General features: G+C 58.5%; 21 protein-coding genes. 8 read left to right on the forward strand and 13 right to left on the reverse strand.

The features are described 5' to 3' along the window. Positions 1–4: 4 nt before the first annotated feature. The 4 genes from J2Y56_RS04675 (at position 5) to hemE (ending at position 9,254) form a co-directional block, all read left to right on the forward strand. Positions 5–1,588, forward strand: a complete 1,584-nt coding sequence (locus J2Y56_RS04675) for an AAA family ATPase (RefSeq protein WP_310348911.1) — start codon at positions 5–7, stop codon at positions 1,586–1,588. A gap of 352 nt (positions 1,589–1,940) precedes the next feature. Beyond that, a complete protein-coding gene (gene gltB, locus J2Y56_RS04680) occupies positions 1,941–6,386 on the forward strand; it encodes a glutamate synthase large subunit (protein ID WP_007943742.1) in 4,446 nt (1,481 codons plus the stop codon). A gap of 127 nt (positions 6,387–6,513) precedes the next feature. Further along, positions 6,514–7,932: an FAD-dependent oxidoreductase gene (locus J2Y56_RS04685; RefSeq protein ID WP_007943743.1), complete on the forward strand. Its 1,419-nt coding sequence runs from the start codon at positions 6,514–6,516 to the stop codon at positions 7,930–7,932. Positions 7,933–8,186: 254 nt separating this feature from the next. After that, the gene (gene hemE / locus J2Y56_RS04690; protein WP_095078029.1) at positions 8,187–9,254 is read left to right on the forward strand and encodes a uroporphyrinogen decarboxylase; all 1,068 of its coding nucleotides are present in this window, start codon (positions 8,187–8,189) and stop codon (positions 9,252–9,254) included. A gap of 179 nt (positions 9,255–9,433) precedes the next feature. Here the strand turns inward: hemE and J2Y56_RS04695 are convergent, their stop codons facing one another. Next, positions 9,434–10,708 carry an MFS transporter gene (locus J2Y56_RS04695; protein WP_033048900.1) on the reverse strand — a complete coding sequence of 425 codons (1,275 nt, stop codon included), beginning with the start codon at positions 10,706–10,708 and terminating at the stop codon, positions 9,434–9,436. Positions 10,709–10,826: 118 nt separating this feature from the next. Between J2Y56_RS04695 and J2Y56_RS04700 the strand changes: the two genes are divergently transcribed. From J2Y56_RS04700 to J2Y56_RS04710, 3 genes are all read left to right on the forward strand, one after another. Further along, the gene (locus J2Y56_RS04700; protein ID WP_310348915.1) at positions 10,827–11,729 is read left to right on the forward strand and encodes a LysR family transcriptional regulator; all 903 of its coding nucleotides are present in this window, start codon (positions 10,827–10,829) and stop codon (positions 11,727–11,729) included. 63 nt (positions 11,730–11,792) lie between these two features. Next, positions 11,793–12,098: a type II toxin-antitoxin system RelE/ParE family toxin gene (locus tag J2Y56_RS04705; RefSeq protein ID WP_310348918.1), complete on the forward strand. Its 306-nt coding sequence runs from the start codon at positions 11,793–11,795 to the stop codon at positions 12,096–12,098. Then, a complete protein-coding gene (locus J2Y56_RS04710; RefSeq protein ID WP_007943750.1) occupies positions 12,095–12,382 on the forward strand; it encodes an addiction module antidote protein in 288 nt (95 codons plus the stop codon). The genes J2Y56_RS04705 and J2Y56_RS04710 overlap by 4 nt, the downstream gene beginning before the upstream one ends. A 383-nt stretch (positions 12,383–12,765) precedes the next feature. On the opposite strand, the gene J2Y56_RS04715 is transcribed toward J2Y56_RS04710, so the two are convergent. From J2Y56_RS04715 to J2Y56_RS04745, 7 genes are all read right to left on the reverse strand, one after another. Then, a complete protein-coding gene (locus tag J2Y56_RS04715; protein ID WP_007943752.1) occupies positions 12,766–13,032 on the reverse strand; it encodes a hypothetical protein in 267 nt (88 codons plus the stop codon). Between the two features lie 37 nt (positions 13,033–13,069). Continuing rightward, entirely contained in the window at positions 13,070–13,444 is a 375-nt protein-coding gene (locus J2Y56_RS04720; RefSeq protein WP_310348920.1) for a DUF6124 family protein, read from the reverse strand. A 574-nt stretch (positions 13,445–14,018) separates the two neighbouring features. After that, positions 14,019–14,720, reverse strand: coding sequence for a 7-cyano-7-deazaguanine synthase QueC (gene queC, locus J2Y56_RS04725; RefSeq protein WP_310335920.1), 702 nt, complete (start codon positions 14,718–14,720; stop codon positions 14,019–14,021). 259 nt (positions 14,721–14,979) lie between these two features. Then, the gene (locus J2Y56_RS04730; protein WP_310348923.1) at positions 14,980–15,258 is read right to left on the reverse strand and encodes a DUF6953 family protein; all 279 of its coding nucleotides are present in this window, start codon (positions 15,256–15,258) and stop codon (positions 14,980–14,982) included. A gap of 29 nt (positions 15,259–15,287) precedes the next feature. Beyond that, the gene (locus tag J2Y56_RS04735) at positions 15,288–15,599 is read right to left on the reverse strand and encodes a ferredoxin (protein WP_007943760.1); all 312 of its coding nucleotides are present in this window, start codon (positions 15,597–15,599) and stop codon (positions 15,288–15,290) included. Between the two features lie 19 nt (positions 15,600–15,618). Further along, positions 15,619–16,515 carry a DMT family transporter gene (locus J2Y56_RS04740; RefSeq protein ID WP_310348926.1) on the reverse strand — a complete coding sequence of 299 codons (897 nt, stop codon included), beginning with the start codon at positions 16,513–16,515 and terminating at the stop codon, positions 15,619–15,621. Further along, positions 16,515–17,285, reverse strand: a complete 771-nt coding sequence (locus J2Y56_RS04745; protein WP_310348929.1) for an iron-containing redox enzyme family protein — start codon at positions 17,283–17,285, stop codon at positions 16,515–16,517. The genes J2Y56_RS04740 and J2Y56_RS04745 overlap by 1 nt, the downstream gene beginning before the upstream one ends. A gap of 129 nt (positions 17,286–17,414) precedes the next feature. Between J2Y56_RS04745 and J2Y56_RS04750 the strand changes: the two genes are divergently transcribed. Continuing rightward, the gene (locus J2Y56_RS04750; RefSeq protein WP_310348932.1) at positions 17,415–18,329 is read left to right on the forward strand and encodes a LysR family transcriptional regulator; all 915 of its coding nucleotides are present in this window, start codon (positions 17,415–17,417) and stop codon (positions 18,327–18,329) included. A 129-nt stretch (positions 18,330–18,458) separates the two neighbouring features. Here the strand turns inward: J2Y56_RS04750 and J2Y56_RS04755 are convergent, their stop codons facing one another. From J2Y56_RS04755 to J2Y56_RS04775, 5 genes are read right to left on the reverse strand one after another with little or no spacing between them, the layout of a single operon-like run. After that, a complete protein-coding gene (locus J2Y56_RS04755) occupies positions 18,459–19,685 on the reverse strand; it encodes a beta-ketoacyl-ACP synthase (protein ID WP_310348935.1) in 1,227 nt (408 codons plus the stop codon). Beyond that, positions 19,685–20,413, reverse strand: coding sequence for a 3-oxoacyl-ACP reductase FabG (gene fabG / locus J2Y56_RS04760; RefSeq protein WP_007942242.1), 729 nt, complete (start codon positions 20,411–20,413; stop codon positions 19,685–19,687). Before fabG ends, J2Y56_RS04755 begins: the two co-directional genes overlap by 1 nt. Beyond that, on the reverse strand, positions 20,410–20,871 hold the full coding sequence (locus J2Y56_RS04765; protein ID WP_007942243.1) for a hotdog family protein: 462 nt from the start codon (positions 20,869–20,871) through the stop codon (positions 20,410–20,412). The genes fabG and J2Y56_RS04765 overlap by 4 nt, the downstream gene beginning before the upstream one ends. Then, positions 20,868–22,064, reverse strand: coding sequence for a beta-ketoacyl-[acyl-carrier-protein] synthase family protein (locus J2Y56_RS04770; RefSeq protein ID WP_007942244.1), 1,197 nt, complete (start codon positions 22,062–22,064; stop codon positions 20,868–20,870). Before J2Y56_RS04770 ends, J2Y56_RS04765 begins: the two co-directional genes overlap by 4 nt. Beyond that, entirely contained in the window at positions 22,061–22,543 is a 483-nt protein-coding gene (locus J2Y56_RS04775) for a hypothetical protein (RefSeq protein ID WP_310348938.1), read from the reverse strand. The genes J2Y56_RS04770 and J2Y56_RS04775 overlap by 4 nt, the downstream gene beginning before the upstream one ends. Positions 22,544–22,565: the final 22 nt, after the last annotated feature.

Raw genomic sequence — 22,565 nt, forward strand, 5'->3', positions numbered from 1 at the left:
CCCAATGACTAGTTTGCATGCCGACGAGGCTTTCCTCGGCCATTACCAGTTGAGTCATGACCCTTTTGCTCCGCGGGTTCCTGGCTTCAAATTTTTCCCGGCCCAGCGCAAACCGGTGCTGGGACAACTGCATCACCTGGCGCGCTATAGCCAGTTGCTGCTGGTGGTCACCGGTCCGCAAGGCAGTGGCAAGACCCTGTTGCGCCAGGCCCTGGTGGCCAGCACCAACAAGCAGTCGGTGCAGAGTGTGGTGGTGTCCGCCCGCGGCGCTGGCGATTCGGCTGGCATTTTGCGCCAGGTCGCTCAATCGCTGAACGTCGAGCAGGCCGAGATCGGCGCCATTCTGGCGCAAGTAGTGCAGCTCGCGTTGACCGGTCAGGAAGTCTATTTGCTGGTGGATGACGCCGAGCAACTCGACGAGTCCGCGCTGGAGGCCCTGATGGCCCTGGCTGCCGGTGCACCTGAAGGTCGCCCGCATGTGTTCCTGTTTGGCGAGTCGTCGCTGATCGCTCAGCTTGAGGCGCTAAGCCTTGAGGAAGAGCGTTTCCACGTCATCGAACTGCAGCCTTACACCGAAGAAGAAACCCGCGAATATCTGGATCAGCGACTCGAAGGCGCTGGCCGGGGTATCGAACTTTTCACTGCGGATCAGATCTCTGATATTCACGAAAGCTCCGATGGCTGGCCGGGCAACATCAACCAGGTTGCCCGTGATGCAATGATCGAAGCCATGATTGCAAGCCGCTCTGCGGTGAAGCGTCCAAAAATGGGGTTCAACATGCCGAAGAAACACGTATTGGCGATTTCCGCCGTTGTCGTGGTCGCGGTAGCCGCCGCCTGGTTGCTTCCGGGCCGCAGCAAAGCACCGACCACCGGCGCACCTGCCAACGAACAGGCTCAGCTGCCGCTGGGTGAGGGTTCGCCACAGCCTAACGGCGGTGCACCTTCCGTCGAATTCGCCGGTAACTCGCAGCCAATGCCATTGCCGCTGGTCGGTAACTCGCAACCGGTCATGCGCGGTCCGTTGGCTGAAGCCGCCGGTGGCATCACTGAGGGCGATGATGGCGTGCCGGTCGAGGGTTCCAGCGCTACACCGCCAACCGTGACCACCGTCGCGCCGCCAGCGGGCATTCAACCGGGTCCTGCGCCGACACCGGCTGCCAAGCCTGTTCCTGTGCCGACTCAGGTCGCAACCGCCAAGCCAGCCCCGGTTACACCTGCCGCGAAGCCGGTTCCAGCGCCAGCCAAGGTTGCGGTCGTGGCGGCTGCCGCCAAGCCAGCACCCGCAGCCAAGGCCGCTGGCGGAACCTGGTACGCTGGGCAACCTACAAGCAATTACGTGGTGCAGATTCTCGGCACCAGCTCGGAAACGTCTGCGCAAAACTTCGTGAAGGAGCAGGGCGGCGAGTACCGTTATTTCAAGAAAGTGCTCAACGGCAAGCCGCTTTACGTCATCACCTACGGTAACTTCGCCAGTCGCGATGCAGCCGTTACCGCTATCAAGGCCTTGCCAGCGAAGGTTCAGGCTGGTAAACCTTGGCCACGCACTGTCGCCAGCGTCCAACAGGAACTGGCAACAACTCGCTGATGATTCGGCGGCCTTACCCAGGCCGCCTCTCCCGGCACCTCAAAATTTCTACAAGCGCATGCCGTCTCCCAAGACTGCGTGCCTTGTGGTGTCTGCGTTACAGTAGTCTTTGAGTCGTTGCGGTCAAAATTAAAAAAAAATTTTGACTAGCACAGCGGATCGCTTTAAACCTTTCACAAATGCGACATGGATTTGCGACAGTTCGTCGTCAAATTTGTGAGCGTAAGTGTCGGTGTGTACAATGACCTCCCTTTTGCCCCCGCAAAGCTGGCATACGTTCGGCGCGGATGGTAACTGATTGAATTGAAAAGAAATTTGCCTCGACAAGAGGCAGCCTGGTGAGAAAGTGTCTATGAAAGCAGGTCTGTACCAACCAGATGAATTCAAGGATAACTGCGGTTTCGGCCTGATAGCCCATATGCAGGGCGAGCCCAGTCATACCCTTTTGCAAACGGCCATCGAGGCCCTGACCTGCATGACCCACCGCGGTGGGATTAATGCCGACGGCAAGACCGGTGACGGTTGCGGTCTGCTGATTCAAAAGCCGGACGTGTTCCTGCGAGCCATCGCCCAGGAAACCTTCGGTGTTGAACTGCCCAAGCAATACGCCGTGGGCATGGTTTTCTTCAACCAGGACCCGGTCAAAGCCGAAGCCGCTCGCGAGAACATGAACCGCGAGATCCTGGCTGCCGGCCTGAACCTCGTCGGCTGGCGCAAAGTGCCGATCGACACCAGCGTCCTCGGCCGTCTGGCCCTCGAGCGCCTGCCGCAGATCGAACAAGTGTTCATCGGGGGTGAAGGCCTGAGCGATCAGGACATGGCGATCAAGCTGTTCACCTCCCGTCGTCGCTCGTCCGTGGCCAACGCCGCCGACACCGATCACTACATCTGCAGCTTTTCGCACAAGACCATCATTTATAAAGGCCTGATGATGCCGGCGGACTTGACCGCCTTCTATCCAGACCTCAGCGATGAGCGCCTGCAAACCTCGATTTGCGTGTTCCACCAGCGCTTCTCCACCAACACCCTGCCGAAATGGCCGCTGGCTCAACCGTTCCGCTTCCTGGCGCACAACGGCGAGATCAACACCATCACCGGCAACCGCAACTGGGCCGTGGCCCGTCGCACCAAGTTCACCAACGATCTGATGGACCTGGAAGAACTCGGCCCGCTGGTCAACCGCGTCGGTTCCGACTCCTCCAGCATGGACAACATGCTCGAACTGATGGTCACCGGTGGCATCGATCTGTTCCGTGGCGTGCGGATGATCATTCCGCCTGCGTGGCAGAACGTCGAAACCATGGACCCGGATCTGCGTGCGTTCTACGAGTACAACTCGATGCACATGGAGCCGTGGGACGGCCCGGCTGGCGTGGTCATGACCGATGGTCGCTACGCCGTGTGCCTGCTCGACCGTAACGGTCTGCGTCCAGCCCGTTGGGTTACCACCAAAAACGGGTTCATCACCCTGGCCTCGGAAATCGGTGTCTGGAACTACCAGCCTGAAGACGTGATCGCCAAGGGCCGAGTTGGCCCGGGCCAGATCTTTGCAGTGGACACCGAAACCGGCCAGATCCTCGACACCGATGCGATCGACAACCGCCTGAAGTCCCGTCATCCGTACAAGCAATGGCTGCGCAAGAATGCCCTGCGCATCCAGGCGACCATGGAAGACAACGACCACGGTTCGGCTTTCTACGACGTCGACCAGCTCAAGCAGTACATGAAGATGTACCAGGTCACTTTCGAAGAACGTGATCAGGTGCTGCGTCCGCTCGGCGAGCAAGGCTACGAAGCAGTCGGCTCGATGGGCGACGATACGCCGATGGCCGTGCTGTCTCAGCGCGTGCGTACGCCGTACGACTATTTCCGCCAGCAGTTCGCGCAGGTCACCAACCCGCCGATCGACCCGCTGCGTGAAGCCATCGTCATGTCGCTGGAGATCTGCCTCGGTGCCGAGCGCAACATTTTCCAGGAGTCGCCGGAACACGCCTCGCGCGTGATCCTCAGCTCGCCGGTCATTTCCCCGGCCAAGTGGCGCTCGCTGATGAACCTCGATCGTCCGGGCTTCGAGCGCGCGATCATCGATCTGAACTACGACGAAAGCGTCGGCCTGGAAGCGGCGATCCGCAACGTTGCCGATCAGGCTGAAGAAGCCGTGCGCGCCGGTCGTACCCAGGTTGTGTTGAGTGACCGTCACATTGCCCCGGGCAAGTTGCCGATCCACGCTTCGCTCGCCACCGGCGCGGTGCACCACCGCCTGACCGAAAAAGGCCTGCGTTGCGACTCCAACATTCTCGTGGAAACCGCGACCGCACGTGACCCGCATCACTTTGCCGTGCTGATCGGTTTCGGCGCTTCGGCGGTGTACCCGTTCCTGGCTTACGAAGTGCTGGGCGACCTGATTCGTACCGGTGAAGTGTTGGGCGACCTCTATGAGGTGTTCAAGAACTACCGTAAAGGCATCACCAAAGGTCTGCTCAAGATCCTGTCGAAGATGGGCATTTCGACCATCACGTCGTATCGCGGCGCGCAGTTGTTCGAAGCCATCGGCTTGTCCGAGGAAGTGTGCGAACTGAGCTTCCGTGGTGTGCCGAGCCGCATCAAGGGTGCGCGCTTCGTCGACATCGAAGCCGAGCAGAAAGCCCTGGCTGCCGAAGCCTGGAGCCCGCGCAAGCCGATCCAGCAAGGCGGCCTGCTGAAGTTCGTCCACGGTGGCGAATATCACGCCTACAACCCGGACGTGGTCAACACCCTGCAAGCCGCTGTGCAGCAGGGCGACTACAGCAAGTTCAAGGAATACACGTCGCTGGTGGACAACCGTCCGGTGTCGATGATCCGCGACATGTTCAAGGTCAAAACCCTCGACACGCCGCTCGACATCAGCGAAATCGAGCCGCTGGAGTCGGTGCTCAAGCGCTTCGACTCCGCGGGTATCTCGCTGGGCGCGCTGTCGCCGGAAGCTCACGAAGCCCTGGCCGAAGCCATGAATCGCCTCGGTGCGCGTTCCAACTCCGGTGAAGGCGGCGAAGATCCTGCACGCTACGGCACCATCAAGAGCTCGAAAATCAAGCAGGTTGCGACTGGCCGCTTTGGTGTGACCCCGGAATACCTGGTCAACGCTGAAGTGCTGCAGATCAAAGTCGCTCAGGGCGCCAAGCCCGGCGAAGGTGGTCAGCTGCCAGGCGGCAAGGTCAACGGTCTGATCGCCAAGCTGCGTTACGCAGTGCCGGGCGTGACCCTGATTTCGCCACCGCCGCACCACGACATCTACTCGATTGAAGACTTGTCGCAGCTGATTTTCGACCTCAAACAAGTCAACCCCAAGGCGCTGGTTTCGGTGAAGCTGGTTGCAGAAGCGGGCGTCGGCACCATCGCCGCCGGTGTGGCCAAGGCCTATGCGGACTTGATCACCATCTCCGGCTACGACGGCGGCACCGGCGCATCGCCGCTGACCTCGATCAAATACGCGGGCGCTCCGTGGGAACTCGGCCTGGCTGAAACCCACCAGACCCTGCGCGGCAACGACCTGCGCGGCAAAGTCCGGGTGCAGACCGACGGCGGCCTGAAAACCGGCCTCGACGTGATCAAGGCGGCCATCCTCGGCGCTGAAAGCTTCGGCTTTGGCACCGCGCCAATGATCGCGCTGGGCTGCAAATACCTGCGTATTTGCCACCTGAACAACTGCGCCACCGGCGTTGCGACCCAGAACGAGAAGCTGCGCAAGGATCACTACATCGGCACCGTCGACATGGTGGTGAATTTCTTCACCTACGTCGCCGAAGAAACCCGTGAGTGGCTGGCCAAGCTCGGCGTGCGTTCCCTCGAAGAGCTGATCGGTCGTACCGATCTGCTGGAAGTCCTCGAAGGCCAGACCGCCAAGCAGCAACACCTGGACCTGACCCCGTTGCTCGGCAGCGATCACATCCCGGCAGACAAGCCTCAATTCTGCCAGGTCGACCGCAATCCGCCGTTCGACAAAGGCCTGCTGGCCGAGAAAATGGTCGACTTGGCCACCTCGGCGATCAACGACATGAGCGGCGCCGACTTCGCTCTGGACATCTGCAACTGCGACCGTTCCATCGGCGCACGGATCTCCGGTGAAATTGCCCGCAAGCACGGCAACCAAGGCATGGCGAACGCGCCAATCACCTTCCGCTTCAAAGGCACGGCCGGTCAGAGCTTCGGTGTGTGGAACGCTGGTGGCCTGAATATGTATCTGGAAGGCGACGCCAACGACTACGTCGGCAAAGGCATGACCGGCGGCAAACTGGTCATCGTTCCGCCGAAGGGCAGCGTCTACAAGACTCAGGACAGTGCCATCATCGGCAACACCTGCCTGTACGGCGCCACGGGCGGCAAGCTGTTCGCCGCCGGCACCGCGGGCGAGCGTTTTGCCGTGCGTAACTCCGGTGCCCACACGGTTGTGGAAGGCACGGGCGATCACTGCTGCGAGTACATGACCGGTGGTTTCGTTTGCGTCCTGGGCAAGACCGGTTACAACTTCGGCTCAGGCATGACCGGCGGTTTCGCCTACGTGCTCGACCAGGACAACAGCTTCGTTGACCGGGTCAACCACGAACTGGTGGAAATCCAGCGGATCAGCGGTGAAGCGATGGAAGCCTATCGCAGCCACCTGCAACGCGTGCTGAACGAATACGTCGAGGAAACCGACAGCGAATGGGGTCGTAACCTCGCTGAAAACCTCGATGACTATTTGCGTCGTTTCTGGCTCGTCAAACCTAAGGCGGCGAGCTTGAAAACGTTGCTCTCCAGTACTCGTGCGAGTCCGCAATAAACGACGCAGCGGCAAGTCGCAGGCTTCAAGCGTCAAGCTTGAAGCAATGCGCGGTGCGGCGGATTAATTTGATTTTCTTGCAGCTTGAAGCTTGTAGCTTGAGGCTGTCGTGTACGAGGTTTTGAAGATGGCCGAACGTCTCAGCAACGACTTCCAATTCATCGATGTCGGGCGCAAAGATCCGAAGAAGAAACTGTTGCGTCAACGCAAGAAAGAGTTCGTGGAAATCTACGAACCCTTCAAACCCCAGCATTCGGCCGATCAGGCCCACCGCTGCCTGGGTTGCGGTAACCCGTATTGCGAATGGAAGTGCCCGGTGCACAACTTCATTCCAAACTGGCTGAAACTGGTGGCCGAGGGCAACATCCTCCAGGCCGCCGAGCTGTCGCACCAGACCAACACCCTGCCGGAAGTCTGCGGCCGGGTGTGCCCGCAGGACCGTCTGTGCGAGGGTGCCTGCACCCTTAACGACGGCTTCGGCGCGGTGACCATCGGTTCGGTGGAGAAGTACATCACCGACACCGCCTTCGCCATGGGCTGGCGCCCGGACATGTCCAAGGTCAAGCCGACCGGCAAGCGTGTCGCGATCATCGGCGCCGGCCCGGCAGGTCTGGGCTGTGCGGACGTGCTGGTTCGCGGTGGTGTGACCCCGGTGGTGTTCGACAAGAACCCGGAAATCGGTGGCTTGCTGACCTTCGGTATCCCCGAGTTCAAGCTGGAAAAGACCGTGCTGAGCAATCGCCGCGAAGTCTTTACCGGCATGGGCATCGAGTTCCGCCTGAACACCGAAGTGGGCAAGGACGTGACCGTTGAGCAACTGCTCGAAGAGTACGATGCCGTGTTCATGGGCATGGGCACCTACACCTATATGAAGGGCGGCTTTGCCGGTGAGGACCTGCCGGGCGTGCATGACGCGCTCGACTTCCTGATCGCCAACGTCAACCGCAACCTGGGCTTTGAAAAGTCGCCGGAAGATTTCGTCGACATGAAAGGCAAAAAGGTCGTGGTACTGGGCGGCGGCGACACGGCGATGGACTGCAACCGTACTTCGATTCGCCAGGGTGCCAAGTCGGTGACCTGTGCTTATCGTCGTGACGAAGCGAACATGCCGGGCTCGCGCAAAGAGGTGAAGAACGCCAAGGAAGAAGGCGTGAAATTCCTCTACAACCGCCAGCCGATTGCCATTGTCGGTGAAGACCGCGTCGAAGGCGTGAAAGTGGTCGAGACCCGTCTCGGCGCACCAGACGCCCGTGGCCGTCGCAGCCCCGAGCCGATTCCGGGTTCCGAAGAGATCATCCCGGCTGACGCGGTGGTCATCGCCTTCGGTTTCCGTCCAAGCCCGGCGCCGTGGTTCGAACAGTTCGACATCCAGACCGACAGCCAGGGCCGCGTTGTGGCTCCGGAACAAGGTAAATACAAGCACCAGACCAGCAACCCGAAAATTTTCGCCGGCGGCGATATGGTTCGCGGTTCTGACCTGGTGGTGACCGCGATCTTCGAAGGCCGCAATGCCGCCGAAGGGATCCTGGATTACCTGGGCGTCTGATCACTTTCCAAAACTGGAATGCGATCAAAATGTGGGAGCGAGCCTGCTCGCGAAAGCGGTGGATCAGCCAACAGAGATGTTGACTGCGAAGCCCTCTTCGCGAGCAGGCTCGCTCCCACAGTTGTTTCGTGGTGTTGCTGAATTCCGTGTTTCCCCCGCGACCAATTGACCCGATAGACAAAAGGCTGACCTGCAACCGTGCCTTTTGCGCCCGGCTCTGAGAAAATGCCCGCACTTTTTTTCCGGATGCCGACATGACTGCCCTGAAGAACGACCGTTTCCTTCGCGCCCTGCTCAAGCAACCCGTGGACGTCACCCCTGTGTGGATGATGCGTCAGGCCGGTCGCTACCTGCCTGAATACCGCGCCAGCCGTGCCAAGGCCGGTGACTTCATGAGCCTGTGCATGAACCCGGAGTTCGCTTGCGAAGTCACGATGCAGCCGCTCGACCGCTATCCACAACTGGACGCGGCGATCCTCTTCTCCGACATCCTCACCATCCCGGATGCCATGGGCCAAGGCCTGTACTTCGAAACCGGTGAAGGTCCGCGCTTCAAGAAAGTCGTCAGCACCATGGCCGACATCGAAGCCCTGCCGATCCCGGATCCGCACAAAGACCTCGGCTACGTCATGGACGCGGTCAGCACCATCCGCCGCGAACTGAACGGCCGCGTGCCGCTGATCGGCTTCGCCGGCAGCCCATGGACCCTGGCTACCTACATGGTTGAAGGCGGCTCGTCGAAGGACTACCGCAAGACCAAAACCATGCTTTACGACAACCCGCAAGCCTTGCACCTGTTGCTGGACAAGCTCGCGCAGACGGTCACCAGCTACCTCAACGGCCAGATCATGGCGGGTGCGCAAGCGGTGCAGATCTTCGACAGCTGGGGCGGCAGTCTCTCGGCGGCGGCGTACCAGGAGTTCTCCCTGGCCTACATGCGCAAAATCGTCAGCGGCCTGATCCGCGAACACGAAGGCCGCAAAGTGCCGGTCATCCTGTTCACCAAGAACGGCGGCCTGTGGCTGGAAAGCATCGCCGACGCCGGCGCTGATGCATTGGGCCTGGACTGGACGTGTGACATCGGGAGCGCCCGGGATCGCGTTGGCAGCAAAGTCGCCCTGCAAGGCAACATGGACCCAACCGTGCTGTACGCCAAACCGGAAGCCATTCGCACCGAAGTCGGCCGCATTCTCGCCAGCTACGGCAAAGGCAGTGGCCACGTGTTCAACCTCGGCCATGGCATCACGCCGGAAGTTGATCCGGAACATGCGGGTGCCTTCCTGCGCGCGGTGCATGAGTTGTCGGCGCAGTATCACGAGTGATCGTCGTCCGATACTGAAAACGCCCGGCTAATGCCGGGCGTTTTTGTTTGCACGATCCAATATCGAGCGCGGATCAAATGTAGGAGTGAGCCTGCTCGCGATAGCGGTAAATCAGTCGCTGAATGTATTGGCTGACACTCCGCTATCGCGAGCAGGCTCACTCCTACATGGGTTATGCGTCAGGCTTTGACTCCGCCCAACGGCGGCAACTTCGCCAGCTTCAACGCCACCAACAGCGCCACCAACAACAGCGCACCAATGAACAAGCCAATCCCGTTCCACCCGCCCAAATGCCAGAACACCCCACCCGCCGTCCCGGCAATGCTCGATCCGGCGTAATAGCTAAACAGATACAACGATGATGCCTGCCCCTTGGCCTTGATCGCCCGACGCCCGATCCAGCTGCTGGCCACGGAATGCGCGGCAAAGAAGCCAAAGGTAAAGACCAGCATGCCGATGATCACCACCGGCAGTGGGGTAAACATGGTCAGGGCAAGGCCGGCGAGCATCAGCACAATGGTCGCCCAAAGCACTTTGCGGCGCCCGAGCTTGTCAGCCAGCGAACCGATTTTCGCCGAGCTGTAGATCCCTGACAGGTACACCACCGAGAGCAGTCCAACGAAGGCTTGCTCCATGTGATACGGCTCCGCCAGCAGTCGGTAACCGATGTAGTTGAACAGCGTGACGAACGCGCCCATCAGTACAAAGGCTTCAAGAAACAACAACGGCAAACCGGCATCGCGAAAGTGCATGGTGAAGCCGTCGATCAAGCTGCGCGGGTGCAGCGAGCGGGCGCGGAAGTTGCGCGACTCGGGGAGAATCTTCCAGAACACCGCTGCGGCAATCAGCGCCAGACCGCCAATCACCAGCATTGCCGTGTGCCAGCTGACGAAGTCGATCAGCACCCCGGTGATCAAGCGTCCGCACATGCCGCCAATCGCGTTGCCGCCAATGTATAAGCCCATGGCCAGGCCAATGTGCTGCGGGTGGATCTCTTCGCTCAGGTAAGTCATGGCGACCGCTGCCAAGCCGCTCAACGACAAGCCGATCAGCGCGCGCATGATCAACACGCCTTCCCAACTCGGCATCATTGCGCTGGCCATGGTGCACAGCGCGGCAGCGAACAACGCGGCGACCATGACGGGTTTGCGTCCGACACGGTCGGAGATCGGACCGGTGATCAGCAGACCAATGGCAAGCATGCCGGTAGCGACCGACAGGATCAGGCTGCTCTGCGCCGCGTTGATCGAGTACTCGTGAGACAGCAGCGGCATCATCGGTTGCACGCAGTACAGCAGCGCGAAGGTTGCGAAGCCGCCGGAGAACAGCGCCAGCACCGTGCGCATGAACATCGGCGTGCCTTTTTCGATGTAAATCTCTTTCAGCTCGGCGACGACATCGTCCGCCGCAGCGGGCTGAACTTCGTGGGCAAGAGGGGCGACAGCAGTTTTCACGATGGACCTCAGAGGGCGCAGCCGGTCAGGCAATGAAAAAAGCATATAGCTGCCTAATGATTCAATCCAATATATTGTTCGACCTGTTTGAGAGCTTTTACGACCTAATGGGGTTTTCATGGAATTGCGTCATCTGCGCTACTTCATCGCCGTCGCCGAAGAACTGCACTTCGGCCGCGCCGCTCAGGTGTTGGGCATCTCACAGCCGCCGCTGAGTCAGCAGATTCAGGCACTGGAGCAGGAGGTCGGCGCGCGGTTGTTCGAGCGAACCAATCGTCGGGTCGAGCTCAGCGAAGCCGGTCGATTGTTTCTGCAAGAGGCGCGGCTGGCGCTGGCGCAGGTCGACAAAGCCGCTGATGTGGCGCGGCGTGCGCAACTTGGAGAGTTGGGGGAGCTGAAGATCGGCTTCACCTCGTCGGCACCGTTCAATTCGACCATCCCCCAGGCGATTTTTTCATTTCGCCAGCGCTTCCCGGCGGTGCACCTGAACCTGCGGGAAATGAGCAGCACCCAGGTCGCGGATGCGTTGGTCGACGAGTCGATCGAGGTCGGCATCATGCGGCCGTTGGGGTTGCCGGATTCCCTCAGTGTCGTGGAGCTGATGCGCGAGCCACTGGTGGCGGTGCTCAGCTCCAAGGACCCCTTGGTCAACGGCAGCGAAGACGGATTATTCTTGTCGGCGCTGGCCCTCGAACCCTTCGTATTTTTCCCCCGCAGCTACGGCAGTGGCCTCTACGCCCAATTGCTCAGGCTGGCCCGCGATGCCGGTTTCAGCCCGCACTTTGCGCAAGAGGCTGGCGAGGCGATGACGATTATCGGGTTGGTCGCGGCGGGGTTGGGCGTGTCGGTGCTGCCGGCGTCGTATCAGCGGATGCGCATCGACGGCGTGGTGTATCGACCGTTGCTGGATCCAGCGGCGGTGTCGGCGGTTTGGCTGGTGCAGCGCAAGGATCAGAAGTCGCCGATGGCCAAGGCGTTTGTGGAGTTGTTGACGCGTAAGGTTGAGCCATTGAAGGCGTGATTGAAAATCTGCTGATCAGAATTCTTGGTTGAGTAGGTGTAGCTCAGGAGCTACACTCGCCGCATGACGGAGATTCTTCGAAGTTCAACATTCTCAGGCTGGCTAGTGAAGCTGGCCGATAATCGCGCCAGGATGCGGATTCAGGTGCGGATCGACCGTATGGCCGAAGGGCAGTTTGGCGATGTCAAAGCCATTGGAGAAGGATTGAGTGAAATCCGTATCGATTATGGGCCCGGTTATCGGGTCTACTTCATGCAGCAAGGTCGTCAATTAGTCATCCTCCTTTGTGGCGCTGACAAAAGCAGCCAAACACGTGACATCAAACAGGCCAGGCTAATTGCAAGAGCTTGGCAGGAGCAAAACCCATGACCGAACAATTCACTCGCTGGGACTCTGCCGAGTACCTCAAGACCGAAGAGGACATGGCCAATTACCTTGACGCTTGTATGGAAGAAGCGGGAGATGACCCAGCGTTTATTGCCAAAGCACTCGGAACCATTGCGCGGGCTCGCGGCATGACCCAAGTCGCAAGGGATGCGGGACTCTCCCGGGAAAGCCTTTACCGTGCACTGTCAGGGGAAGGGAATCCAGAGTTCGGCACGATCCTTAAAGTCGTGAAGGCTTTAGGATTGAAGTTACATGCCAGTACCTGAATTGAATGTTTTTGAGCGATTCTCCCCTCGTTCCCGAAAGGGGCTTGTGAGACTCTGAGGATCCTGGGTAACCAGCCATCGCAGAGCCAGGCAGGTACAGGGCGATGACAAGCCAACCTGTTTGTGAAGGGGCGCCGAAAGGCGCCCTTTGTCGTTTAGAGTGACCCGGCTCAGTCAACCCCCGCTCCCCTCATCAAAGCGCGCAACAGCCTGCAAGTTATCGACGACCAGGCCGGTCGCGCAGGCATTGCTGAAAGCAGGTTGATTCAAGCTCAGTAAGCGTGTGAACGGCCTCTGCGCTAAGCGCGAGGCCGTCTTCACACATGTTGGAAGCGCTGGTTTCCCCACCACTGATGCCGTTAAGACGCAGCAGGCGCTTGCCCTCATTTTCTTTGTTGCGCCGAAACCTGCCCCTGCAATCGTCGCCCGACGACATCCAGCAAATCACAACCATCGCGCAATGACGTCACCAACACCCGCGCCAGCTCACTGTGAACGCCCTCGCCAAACGCGAAACTTTCAAGCAGCTGGGTCGCCGTGCGGATGCGGTAGGCCGCTGTTTCGTGCAAAACGTCCAGCGGTGCTTCGGTGTCGATCACCAGCGAAGCGATGGTGCAATCGATGCCGGTGATAGGCATGTATCTATCCATGACAAAAAACCTCCATTGCGTAAGAGAGCGTGATTACTTATTGGTGACTGCTGGATGGCGCCATAGACAACCCACAGGGAGGGTCAAGAATGTCCAGCGCCCGGTTGACCATCAGCTCGGCCAGCACGATCAGTTGCTGAATGGCCAATGCCTCGTTGCGGAGCGAGCCTTCGAGCTCGCAGGCGAGGTCGGTGGTCATAACATTCAGCGAGGCAAGGGTTTCAGTGGCGTGGCAGAGCAAGGACTCCGTATCGACGTTCGGGTTGATGCTGAACACATGGCTGACAGGGTCGGGGCGGTTAGGATTGCGCAAGCGCGCGCTGACGGTGCGCTCGGTGGTTTCGGAGAGTTTGGATAGATCGGCGGATGAAAAATCTGCCGATTCCGGGGAGGTAGGTTTGTTTTTTTTCATGATGATGCTCCCTGCAAGAGTTAAGAAAGTACCAATTCAATTTTTATAAAATGGAACTGGTTGGTCACTGTACTTAAGTTTTCTAGCCGGTAAAGCTGTTCGTTATAAATTTCAATTGGTTAATCAAGCTATTAAACATTTGCTTAATTAAATGATTCTTTTAGGGGGGGGTCGTGCCTTTCCTAAAAAGACACTATTGAACGATTGTGATTTTGGTTGTGTGGAATACGTCGATCATACGCATTCGATCTTCCTTGTTTCTGTAAGAAAATTCTTTAGTTTGTCGATAGTCTTGCAGGTTTTTTGACTGCGAAACATTCTCTAACGAATGTTCATCTTGTTTGCGGTGTTGCCATTTGTACAGCAGCTAGGATGTGGAGGACGGATTTCGAGTAAAGCATGACTGGCAGGTATTCAGCTCTGATGTGGCTCTTTGTGATTGTAAACAAATGGTGGCTGTTAAATGTACAAGAAAGAAAAAACAGAAAATTGGAGCCGGGCCCCTGTTTAAAAGGTGCGTGGTTAGCACCTAAGACATATAAAAAGGGGAAGTGGCTTGGCTTCCCCTGGTTTTTTAGTGTTTGAGTTTCCCCTTGTTTTCCAAACTTTTCATAATCACTGACTTGTTCTCCAGAAACTCATTCAGCCCTTTCGCTCGAAGGTTGCACGCATCGCAACTCGCGCATCCAGTCCCTTTTATTCCGTTGTAGCAAGTCAGTGTCTGGTGCTGAATCAATTCAAGCTTTCCATGCTGCTCGGCAAGAGCCCATGTTTCTGCCTTGTTCAACCACATGAGCGGCGTTTCAATGCGCAGTTTGTAGTCCATGCCCAGCTCAATGGCTTTATGCAGAGCCCTGACAAATTCGTCACGACAATCCGGGTAGCCAGAGAAATCCGTCTCGCAAACACCTGTGATGACTGCCTCTGCGCGAACTTGATAGGCATAAATAGAGGCCAAGGTTAAAAACAAAATATTTCTACCGGGCACAAAAGTACTTGGCAGGCTTTCTCCTGAGCTATTCACACTGGGAACTGGAATGTTATCGCGCGTCAAACTACTGATTGCCAGTTCATTCAACAACGTCGTGTCCAGCACCTTGTGCACGGTCACGCCAAGCTCTTTCGAAAGCTGCTGCGCCACCTCGATTTCCGCGCGGTGGCGCTGACCATAGTCGAACGTAATGCAATGGATTTCATCGTAAAGCGGTAACGCCTGAATCAAGCAGGTGGTTGAGTCCTGCCCACCGCTGAAAACAATAACGGCCTTTTTTGTCATGGTTCGTTCTTCCTTGTAATGCCCCGACGTATCACGGGGCATTGAACCTAGCGCAAAGCCTCACTTCTGGTTGTGGGACGTTTCCGAAATGGAGTGCTCCGCTTTCCGTTTGTGTCTGTTCGTTGCTCATGACCAGCGCCGAAAAAATCAGCGAAGTATTCAAACCAGGACTCAAGTGCATTGCAGGCGCGGAGGGGGGGCACTCAGATGTTTCGCGAGGCCAGGAATCCTGCCGCATCGCATCCGTCAGGGTATCTTGTCAGCGGCTCACGCGCGTGCCAGTCGGATCTTGTGCGGTTCTTGGCCTCCATATTTGAAAGCTGCGGCTCCATACCACGTACTCAGCAGTCAGTGTTTTGAAGGCTTCGAGTATCGGCTTGTTTACGGCCCAGTTTCCGTGGCGGTTTTGGTATACATGAGCTTCGCCGAACATAAGACGAATCTCCCGCGCCGCGAGGGCTTGCGATAGAAAGTTCTGTTTTCGGTATTCGGCCAGCATCCACTGGGCGATGCACATGTCTTCATCTTTCCAGGTCATGGCGTGGATTCCTGCCGAAGGCCCCTTGTTCAAAATTGCTGATCGGGGTGCAAGATGTATTGATCGAGAATGCGTTCAACTTGTTGCGGCGTCTTGCACGAGAACCACAAATTAGCGGGGTAAATCACCATGACCGGGCCGTGGTCGCAGCGGCCCAGGCAGCCCGATGCGTTGGCGCGTGATGTTCCCGGTTCACCCATTTTGGCGAGCTTGCGTTTTGCTGCGCTGAGCAGTTCATGAGCACCTGAACCCGAGCAACTACGGCGCCCATCGGGCCGCAGATTGGTGCAAATCAATACGTGGTGTTCATAGGTCAGGGTCGGGTTTTCTGAGTCATTCATAGGTGGTCACGACCTCTGTTCAAACTTTGTTGGCAGGAACTGCGGCTTTCGATGGGTCCAGATTGAGGGCGAGTACGCTCGTCAGCACAATGGCCGTTCCAGTGATGACCATGGCGGATGGGCGTTCACTCAGAACCAACGAGGCCATCAACATCGCTGTGGGGGGAATCAGGTAAAGCGAAATGGACGCGCGGCTCACATTGCTCTGCGCCAGTACGTACGCCCACGCGAGGTACGCGAGGGCGCTGGGGAAGATGCCCAGAATGAGAACCGCGAGGTTGACCGACGTTGAGGCATTTTGTGCTTGGTACCACAGCCCCGGGACATAAACAAGCAGCAGTACCGTGCCTGACCAAATGGTGTAACACACCATCGTCAACCCGTCATAACGATGGGAATGGCGTTTTTGCAAGGCGAAATACAGACTCCAGGACAACGCCGCCAAGAGAATCAACAGTCCATGTGGGTCCAACTCACCCAAACCATGGTCTCCGGTGACTACCACCGCGGCGCCGAGTAAACCGCATAGCACACAGATCCATTGCCAGCCGTTGACTCGGTCTTTGAACGCGAAATGTGCCAATAACGTGCTGAACAGCGGCGTGGATTGTGCCAGCACGCTGGCGGCTCCAGCGCTAACACCCTGTTGGCCGTTGTTCAGGGCTATGTGGTGCAGGCTGACGGCAAAGAACCCCAGCACCGCCAGTAGTGGAAGGTCTTTCAGACGAGGTAGGGAAATTCGCATCACCAATGCAACGCCAGCCATGAACGTTGATGCGATGAGAAAACGCAGCAGCGCGAGATGCCCGGGCTCATAGGCCTTTAGCCCGATGTGGATTCCAATGGGGGAATAGGCCCAGCAAAGGATGACAAAAATCGCCGCCAAAACGATTTTTATGCCGGGCCTTGTATTCATTAAGCCGTAACCTTGGAAGCAGCCCGATTTAACATGCTGGGCATGGCCTGGGCTATACCGTCCCAGTACTGCTCGGTGATGTTCAGGAAGCGGTTGAACGAAGCGCTGACTTCTTCTATGTGCTGGTCGGTGGTGCATTCTTGAGTGGCTGCTTTCACCGCTTGGATTTTGTGTTCTTTTTCTGCATCCCCGATGTGGATGTAGAAGTACTCGCAGTGCTCATGAAAATCGTCGTTATTGGTGTACAGGTGCATATAGTTGCGCGCCCCTTCGTACAAACGAGTGAGCATCGAATAGGCCAGCCACTCTTGAGCCAGCAACGTGCCGAGCACATGGCGGGGATTGTTGTTATGGCCACCGTCGGTATACAAGCTCAACTGTTCGTGGATGAACGTGCGGGTGCTTTTCAGCACAGGCAAAGCCATGAGTTCGTCCATGCTGTATGGCCGATCAGCGAGTAGGCTGAGAAGGTCGATCAGATAACTTTCCAGCAGGGCGAGGTGGGCCTTTTCCGGGTTGCCGTAGCCCATCTTGGAGTACAGGTTTTTGACGATTTCGACCTGAGCATGCAGGTCGTCAGCGCCCAGAAATGACAGGGCGACCATACGAGAGGTCAGTGTGGTGCGGGCCAGATAGTTTCGGGCGAACACCTCAACGTCGCCGAGGGAGAGTGTTCCTCCCATCCAGCGTTGGTAGAACGTGTTATTTAAGGCTTTATGGGTGAATACGCTTTCGGCGAGGGACTGGATTTTGCGCTGAGTTAACTCCATAAGAACTCCTGTTCATTGGGGAAATGAGGTGCGACGGCGTCACCGCAACGTGCGCCGGTGAAGTATCAAAAACACCATGCTTCACTACAAGTGACTTAAACTGATCCGTGAATTCACTCTGGATGAGCTATGGAATTGTCCCAACTGCGTATGTTCAAGACGGTTCATGACGTCGGCAGCATCGCGCGCGCCGCCGAGTTGTTGCACTGCGTGCCGTCCAATATCACCGCACGACTCAAGTCCCTGGAGCGAGAGCTGGGTACACCGCTGTTTTTCCGCGAGGGTCGAGGGTTGCGGATCACTCCTGCCGGGGTGGTATTTCTCGATTACGTGACGAAAATCCTGGGGTTGGCTGAAGAAGCTAAACGCGCGGTAGCGCCCACTAATACGCCTGGTGGTCCTCTGCGCATTGGCGCCATTGAATCCAGTGCTACGGGACGGTTGCCACGGTTATTGGCCAAGTACCATGCGCTGTACCCGCAGGTATCGCTGGAGTTGAGCACTGGCACTTGGGCTCAACTGCTGGACGACGTTCAGCATCACCGACTTGATGGGGTGATCGTGGCGGTGAACATTGAACGCCCCGGTCTCGAGCGGGCAGTGGTGTACCGGGAAGATTTAATTCTCATCGCGTCCGAGTCGCATGGACCATTACGCAAAGCAGCGGATCTGCAAGGTAAGGAAATTTTCATGTGGCCCCCGGGCTGTCCTTACCGGTTGGCGCTGGAGCAGTGGCTGTTGCGCCATGATCAGGTGTTGCCGATCGTCAGCATTGCAAGCTACGGCACCATAGTGGGTTGCGTCAGTGCCGGTGCCGGCGTTGCACTGGTACCTCGCGGTATCTATGAGCAATACCGCCAAAGTGCGGGTTGGCAAGGATATGAGTTCCCGGAATTGACGAGTATCGACAACCTTTTTTATTGGCATGAAAACGCAGGTCGACACCCCGCTCGGGAGGCGTTTTTGACGCTACTGCAGACTGAGTTCGAGGGCTTGGCGGCGTTGGAAGAAGGCGCTTGCGCGCCTCAGGTAAAACCAGCCTGATTACTGCACCTTCACCAAGCCCTTTCAACACAATCCGGCCATCGTCCCGGCGTGGCATTCATAGTTCTTGGGGTGTGCGTTCATCGCTCTTGTAGACGCTGAAGACATCCTTGACCTTGAAGTTCCAAGTCATGACCAACGCCGAAAAATCAGCGAAGTATTCACCCCGCCAAACGCGAAATTGTTGTTCATCACGTATTCATTGCTCATCTGCCGAAACTCGCCACGCAAGTAATCCAGCTTGCCGCAATGCGGATCCACCTCGTCCAGATTCAATGTGTGTGCATACAAATCGCGATTCATCATTTCAATGCTGAACCAGGACTCCAGCGCCCCGCACGCACCCAGCGTATGGCCGAGAAAGCTTTTCTGGGAACTGATCGGCATGTGTTCGCCAAACAACGAACTGGTCGCCAGTGTTTCGGCTATGTCGCCCTGTTCTGTAGCGGTGCCGTGGCCGTTCACGTAGCCGATGTCGGAAGGCTGAAGCCCGGCGTCTTCCAGGGCCAGCTCCATGGCACGGCGCATGGTGAGCTGCTCTGGCCGCGTGGTGTGCTGGCCGTCGGCGTTGCTGCCGAAGCCGACGAGTTCGGCGTGGATACGCGCACCGCGAGCCAAGGCGTGTTCCAGCTCTTCAAGCACCAGCATGCCGCCGCCTTCACCGATCACCAGGCCGTCGCGGTCCTTGTCATAAGGGCGTGGGCTGGTGTGCGGGGCGTCGTTTTTCAGGCTGGTGGCGTAGAGCGCGTCGAAGACCATGGCTTCGGTCGGGCACAGCTCTTCAGCGCCGCCCGCCAGCATCAGCGGCAGGCGGCCGAACTTGATCGACTCGTAGGCGTAACCGATGCCCTGGCTGCCGCTGGTGCAGGCGCTGGATGTCGGGATCAACCGACCGGTGAGGCCGAAGAAGATGCTGATGTTCGCGGCCGTGGTGTGCGGCATCATCCGCACGTAGGAATTGGCGTTCAGGCCTTCTGCCACCGAGTTGAGCAGCATGTTGCCGAACGCCTTGATCTCGTCGGTGCTGCCCGTGGACGAGCCGCAAGCGACGCCCATGCGCCCGTCCTTGATCGACTCGTCGCCAAGCAATCCGGCATCGGTCAGCGCTTGCTCGGCAGCGCCCACAGCAAGTCGAGACACCCTGCCCATGCTGCGCAGTTGCTTGCGGGTCCAGTGGCTCGGGACCTTGAAGTCGTCGATGGGGGCGGCCAGGCGCGTGTTGAGTTCGGTGAAACGATCCCACTCGTCCATGCGGCGAACGCCGCTGCGGTTGGCGGCGAAGTGGCCGGCGATGGTTTCCCAATCGTTGCCCAACGAGGTAATGCCGGCCATGCCGGTGACGACAACGCGCTTCATCAGCACAGGCCTCCATTGACGGCCAGAACCTGCCGGGTGATGTACGACGCTTCCGCCGACATCAGGAAATTCACCGCGCCGGCCACCTCTTCGGGGGTGCCCATGCGTTGTGCGGGGATCATTTTCATCAGTTCTTCCACGGGCACGTTTTCATCGAGCATGGCGGTGTCGATCAGGCCGGGTGCGACACAATTGACGGTGATTTTGCGTTTGCCCAATTCAATCGCCAGCGCCTTGGCCGCGCCGATCAGACCGGCCTTGGAAGCACTGTAGTTGACCTGGCCGCGGTTGCCGATCAAGCCCGACACCGAGGTGATGCAGACAATTCGCCCGGCGGCGCGACGACGGATCATCGGCATCATCACCGGGTGCAGCACGTTGTAGAAACCGTCGAGGTTGGTGCGCATCACCACATCCCAATCATCCTCGCTCAGCGCCGGAAAAGCACCGTCACGCGTCAGTCCGGCGTTGAGCACCACGCCGTAATAGGCACCATGGGCTTCCACGTCGGCTTCGAGAATGGCTTTGCAGCTGGCGCGGTCGGACACATCGAATTGCAGGACGCGTGCGTTGCGGCCCAGGGCTTCGATTTCACCTTTCACGGCGATGGCGTCCGCCATACCGCTGCGGCAATGCAGCACGATGTCATGCCCGGACTGAGCCAGGCGCAAGGCGATGGCGCGGCCTATGCCACGGCTGGAACCGGTGACCAGTACGGATTCAGTCATGCCTGGACTCCTTGAGGTTCATGAATATATTGCGCCGCCTGAGGCGGGCGATACACGTTCAGGCGGGCACTGACGTGGATGCCGGGGGCGTTGATATGGCATTCGAACACGCCCATGCCATTGTCGTCTTCCAGCGAGCGAACGCCGTGGATGGTCAGTTCGGTGCCGGCCGGGAACTGCTCGACGTTGCATTCGAATTTACGGCTGCCAAGCAGAAAGCCCAGTTCCACCGCATCACCGCGCTGGCGCGCATGGCAACCGGCGAAGGCGGCGACGCTCTGCGCCATCAACTCGATGCCGACCCAGGCCGGCAGGCTGCCATCGGGACGGCTGAACAGGCCGCCAGGCCTGACAATCAGGCGGGTGTGAATCTGCTCTGCATCGAACGCCAGAATCTGCTCGATAAGGATCATGTCGCCAGCGTGCGGCAGCAACTCGGCGAGCGGCCAGTCAATCATGGTGCGTCTCCGATAATCAGGCTGACGTTGTTGCCACCGAAAGCAAAGGAATTGCTCATCAGATAGCGTGGTGCAATGGACGTCAGGCGATCGGTCGGGGTCACCCAATGCAACGCGGGCAGCAGCGGGTCGGGCTGGGCGTCCCAGATGTGCGGTGGCAGGGCGTGTTCGCGGTTGTCCGGGCTCAGGCTCAGCCAGCAGAACGCGGCTTCCAGAGCGCCGGCAGCACCGAGGGTGTGACCAGTCATCGGCTTGGTCGAGGAGCAGGGCACGCCTTGCGGGAACAGCGCCGTCACGGCGAGGCTTTCCATGGCGTCGTTATGCTGGGTCGCGGTGCCGTGCAGGTTCAGGTAATGGATCTGCCGCGGTTGCAGATTGGCCCGGTTCAGGGCTTTGCTCATGGCTTGCAAGGCACCACGGCCGGTAGGTTCCGGAGCAGAGATATGGTGCGCATCGGAACTGGCGCCGCTGCCGAGCAGGGCGATGGCCTGGCTATCCCCCGCGTTTTTGGTCATCAGAAACAACACGGCTGCCTCACCGATGTTGATGCCGTTGCGGTTGACCGAAAATGGATTGCAGCGCTGCCCGGATACCGCTTCCAGCGCCGAGAAACCGTTCAAGGTCAGTTTGCACAAACTGTCGACGCCGCCGCACAGCACCGCGTCGCACACGCCCAGATCCAGCAGCCGTTGGGCACTCATCAGCGCCCGTGCGCTGGAGGTGCAGGCGGTGGAAATCACATACGCCGGGCCACTCAGTTGCAGCCAGTCGGCCAGAAAATTGGCCGGTGCACCGAGTTCTTGTTGCTGATAGTCGTACTCGGCAGGGAATTCATGCTCGCGAATGTAATGGGCCAACCCACGGCTGGCCTCATCGATGCCCGAGGTGCTGGTGCCCAGAATCACGCCGATACGGTCACGACCATAGGTCTGGATCGCCTGGTCAATCTCTTCGCGAATTTGCAGCGCGGCTTCCAGCAGCAATTGGTTGTTGCGGGTGTTTTGCTTTTTCAGCTCAACCGGGATTGGTGGCAGTTCACCGCTCACCGCCGCCACCGGCAATGCGCGCTCCGGCACCCAGCCAGTCTCGGTGCGCAGGCCTGAGCAATCGCCGGCAAACAGATTGGCGGCGACTTGCCGTTTGCCACGACCCAACGCGCAGATCACGCCAAGGGCATTCAGATAAGCCGTCATGGCGCTTCCCCGCTCAGTGGTGTGACTTGATACCGGGGCCCCTTGGGCAGGTTCAATTCGAATGTCATGGGTTGTGAATAACTGACGTCCCAGTGCTTGGGCAGGGAACGTTGCCTGCCGTGCTGCCAGGCGGTGGGATAGTTGTTCGTCAGTTGATCTTTGGGGGTCAGGGCAAACAGCAACGCGGCGAACAGCTCCCTGGCTTCCGGGTTGGGCGGCAACAGACCGTCGGCCTGCCACTTGTCATCGATCAGGATCTGACGTGCCTGTGGAATGCCCAGCAAGTCCATCATCGACCAGCGAAGGCCCGTGTCTTCCTGCTGGATCACCAATACCCAGTCTTGACGTTGGTCGGCCTCCAGGCGCTGGATGTGCATTTGCAGGGGCAACGTCAGGTTTGGCAAGTGCTCGGGCAGCGGTGCCCGGCTGGCGCAAGCGCTCAGCAACAGCAGACACCCCGGGAGCAGAAAACGGGTCATCAGGCATTACCTTCAAGGGTGT

The organism is Pseudomonas sp. BE134 (assembly GCF_031456105.1).
Classification (GTDB): domain Bacteria; phylum Pseudomonadota; class Gammaproteobacteria; order Pseudomonadales; family Pseudomonadaceae; genus Aquipseudomonas.

Bases quoted from the DNA above. Each gene is read 5' to 3' on its own strand.
- J2Y56_RS04740 (WP_310348926.1), bottom strand. From the start codon at position 16,515: ATGAATACAAGGCCCGGCATAAAAATCGTTTTGGCGGCGATTTTTGTC.
- queC (WP_310335920.1), bottom strand. From the start codon at position 14,720: ATGACAAAAAAGGCCGTTATTGTTTTCAGCGGTGGGCAGGACTCAACC.
- J2Y56_RS04750 (WP_310348932.1), top strand. From the start codon at position 17,415: ATGGAATTGTCCCAACTGCGTATGTTCAAGACGGTTCATGACGTCGGC.
- J2Y56_RS04775 (WP_310348938.1), bottom strand. From the start codon at position 22,543: ATGACCCGTTTTCTGCTCCCGGGGTGTCTGCTGTTGCTGAGCGCTTGC.
- J2Y56_RS04755 (WP_310348935.1), bottom strand. From the start codon at position 19,685: ATGAAGCGCGTTGTCGTCACCGGCATGGCCGGCATTACCTCGTTGGGC.
- fabG (WP_007942242.1), bottom strand. From the start codon at position 20,413: ATGACTGAATCCGTACTGGTCACCGGTTCCAGCCGTGGCATAGGCCGC.
- J2Y56_RS04685 (WP_007943743.1), top strand. From the start codon at position 6,514: ATGGCCGAACGTCTCAGCAACGACTTCCAATTCATCGATGTCGGGCGC.
- hemE (WP_095078029.1), top strand. From the start codon at position 8,187: ATGACTGCCCTGAAGAACGACCGTTTCCTTCGCGCCCTGCTCAAGCAA.
- J2Y56_RS04765 (WP_007942243.1), bottom strand. From the start codon at position 20,871: ATGATTGACTGGCCGCTCGCCGAGTTGCTGCCGCACGCTGGCGACATG.
- J2Y56_RS04745 (WP_310348929.1), bottom strand. From the start codon at position 17,285: ATGGAGTTAACTCAGCGCAAAATCCAGTCCCTCGCCGAAAGCGTATTC.
- J2Y56_RS04720 (WP_310348920.1), bottom strand. From the start codon at position 13,444: ATGAAAAAAAACAAACCTACCTCCCCGGAATCGGCAGATTTTTCATCC.
- J2Y56_RS04770 (WP_007942244.1), bottom strand. From the start codon at position 22,064: ATGACGGCTTATCTGAATGCCCTTGGCGTGATCTGCGCGTTGGGTCGT.
- J2Y56_RS04735 (WP_007943760.1), bottom strand. From the start codon at position 15,599: ATGAATGACTCAGAAAACCCGACCCTGACCTATGAACACCACGTATTG.
- J2Y56_RS04715 (WP_007943752.1), bottom strand. From the start codon at position 13,032: ATGGATAGATACATGCCTATCACCGGCATCGATTGCACCATCGCTTCG.
- J2Y56_RS04710 (WP_007943750.1), top strand. From the start codon at position 12,095: ATGACCGAACAATTCACTCGCTGGGACTCTGCCGAGTACCTCAAGACC.
- gltB (WP_007943742.1), top strand. From the start codon at position 1,941: ATGAAAGCAGGTCTGTACCAACCAGATGAATTCAAGGATAACTGCGGT.
- J2Y56_RS04705 (WP_310348918.1), top strand. From the start codon at position 11,793: ATGACGGAGATTCTTCGAAGTTCAACATTCTCAGGCTGGCTAGTGAAG.
- J2Y56_RS04730 (WP_310348923.1), bottom strand. From the start codon at position 15,258: ATGACCTGGAAAGATGAAGACATGTGCATCGCCCAGTGGATGCTGGCC.
- J2Y56_RS04675 (WP_310348911.1), top strand. From the start codon at position 5: ATGACTAGTTTGCATGCCGACGAGGCTTTCCTCGGCCATTACCAGTTG.
- J2Y56_RS04700 (WP_310348915.1), top strand. From the start codon at position 10,827: ATGGAATTGCGTCATCTGCGCTACTTCATCGCCGTCGCCGAAGAACTG.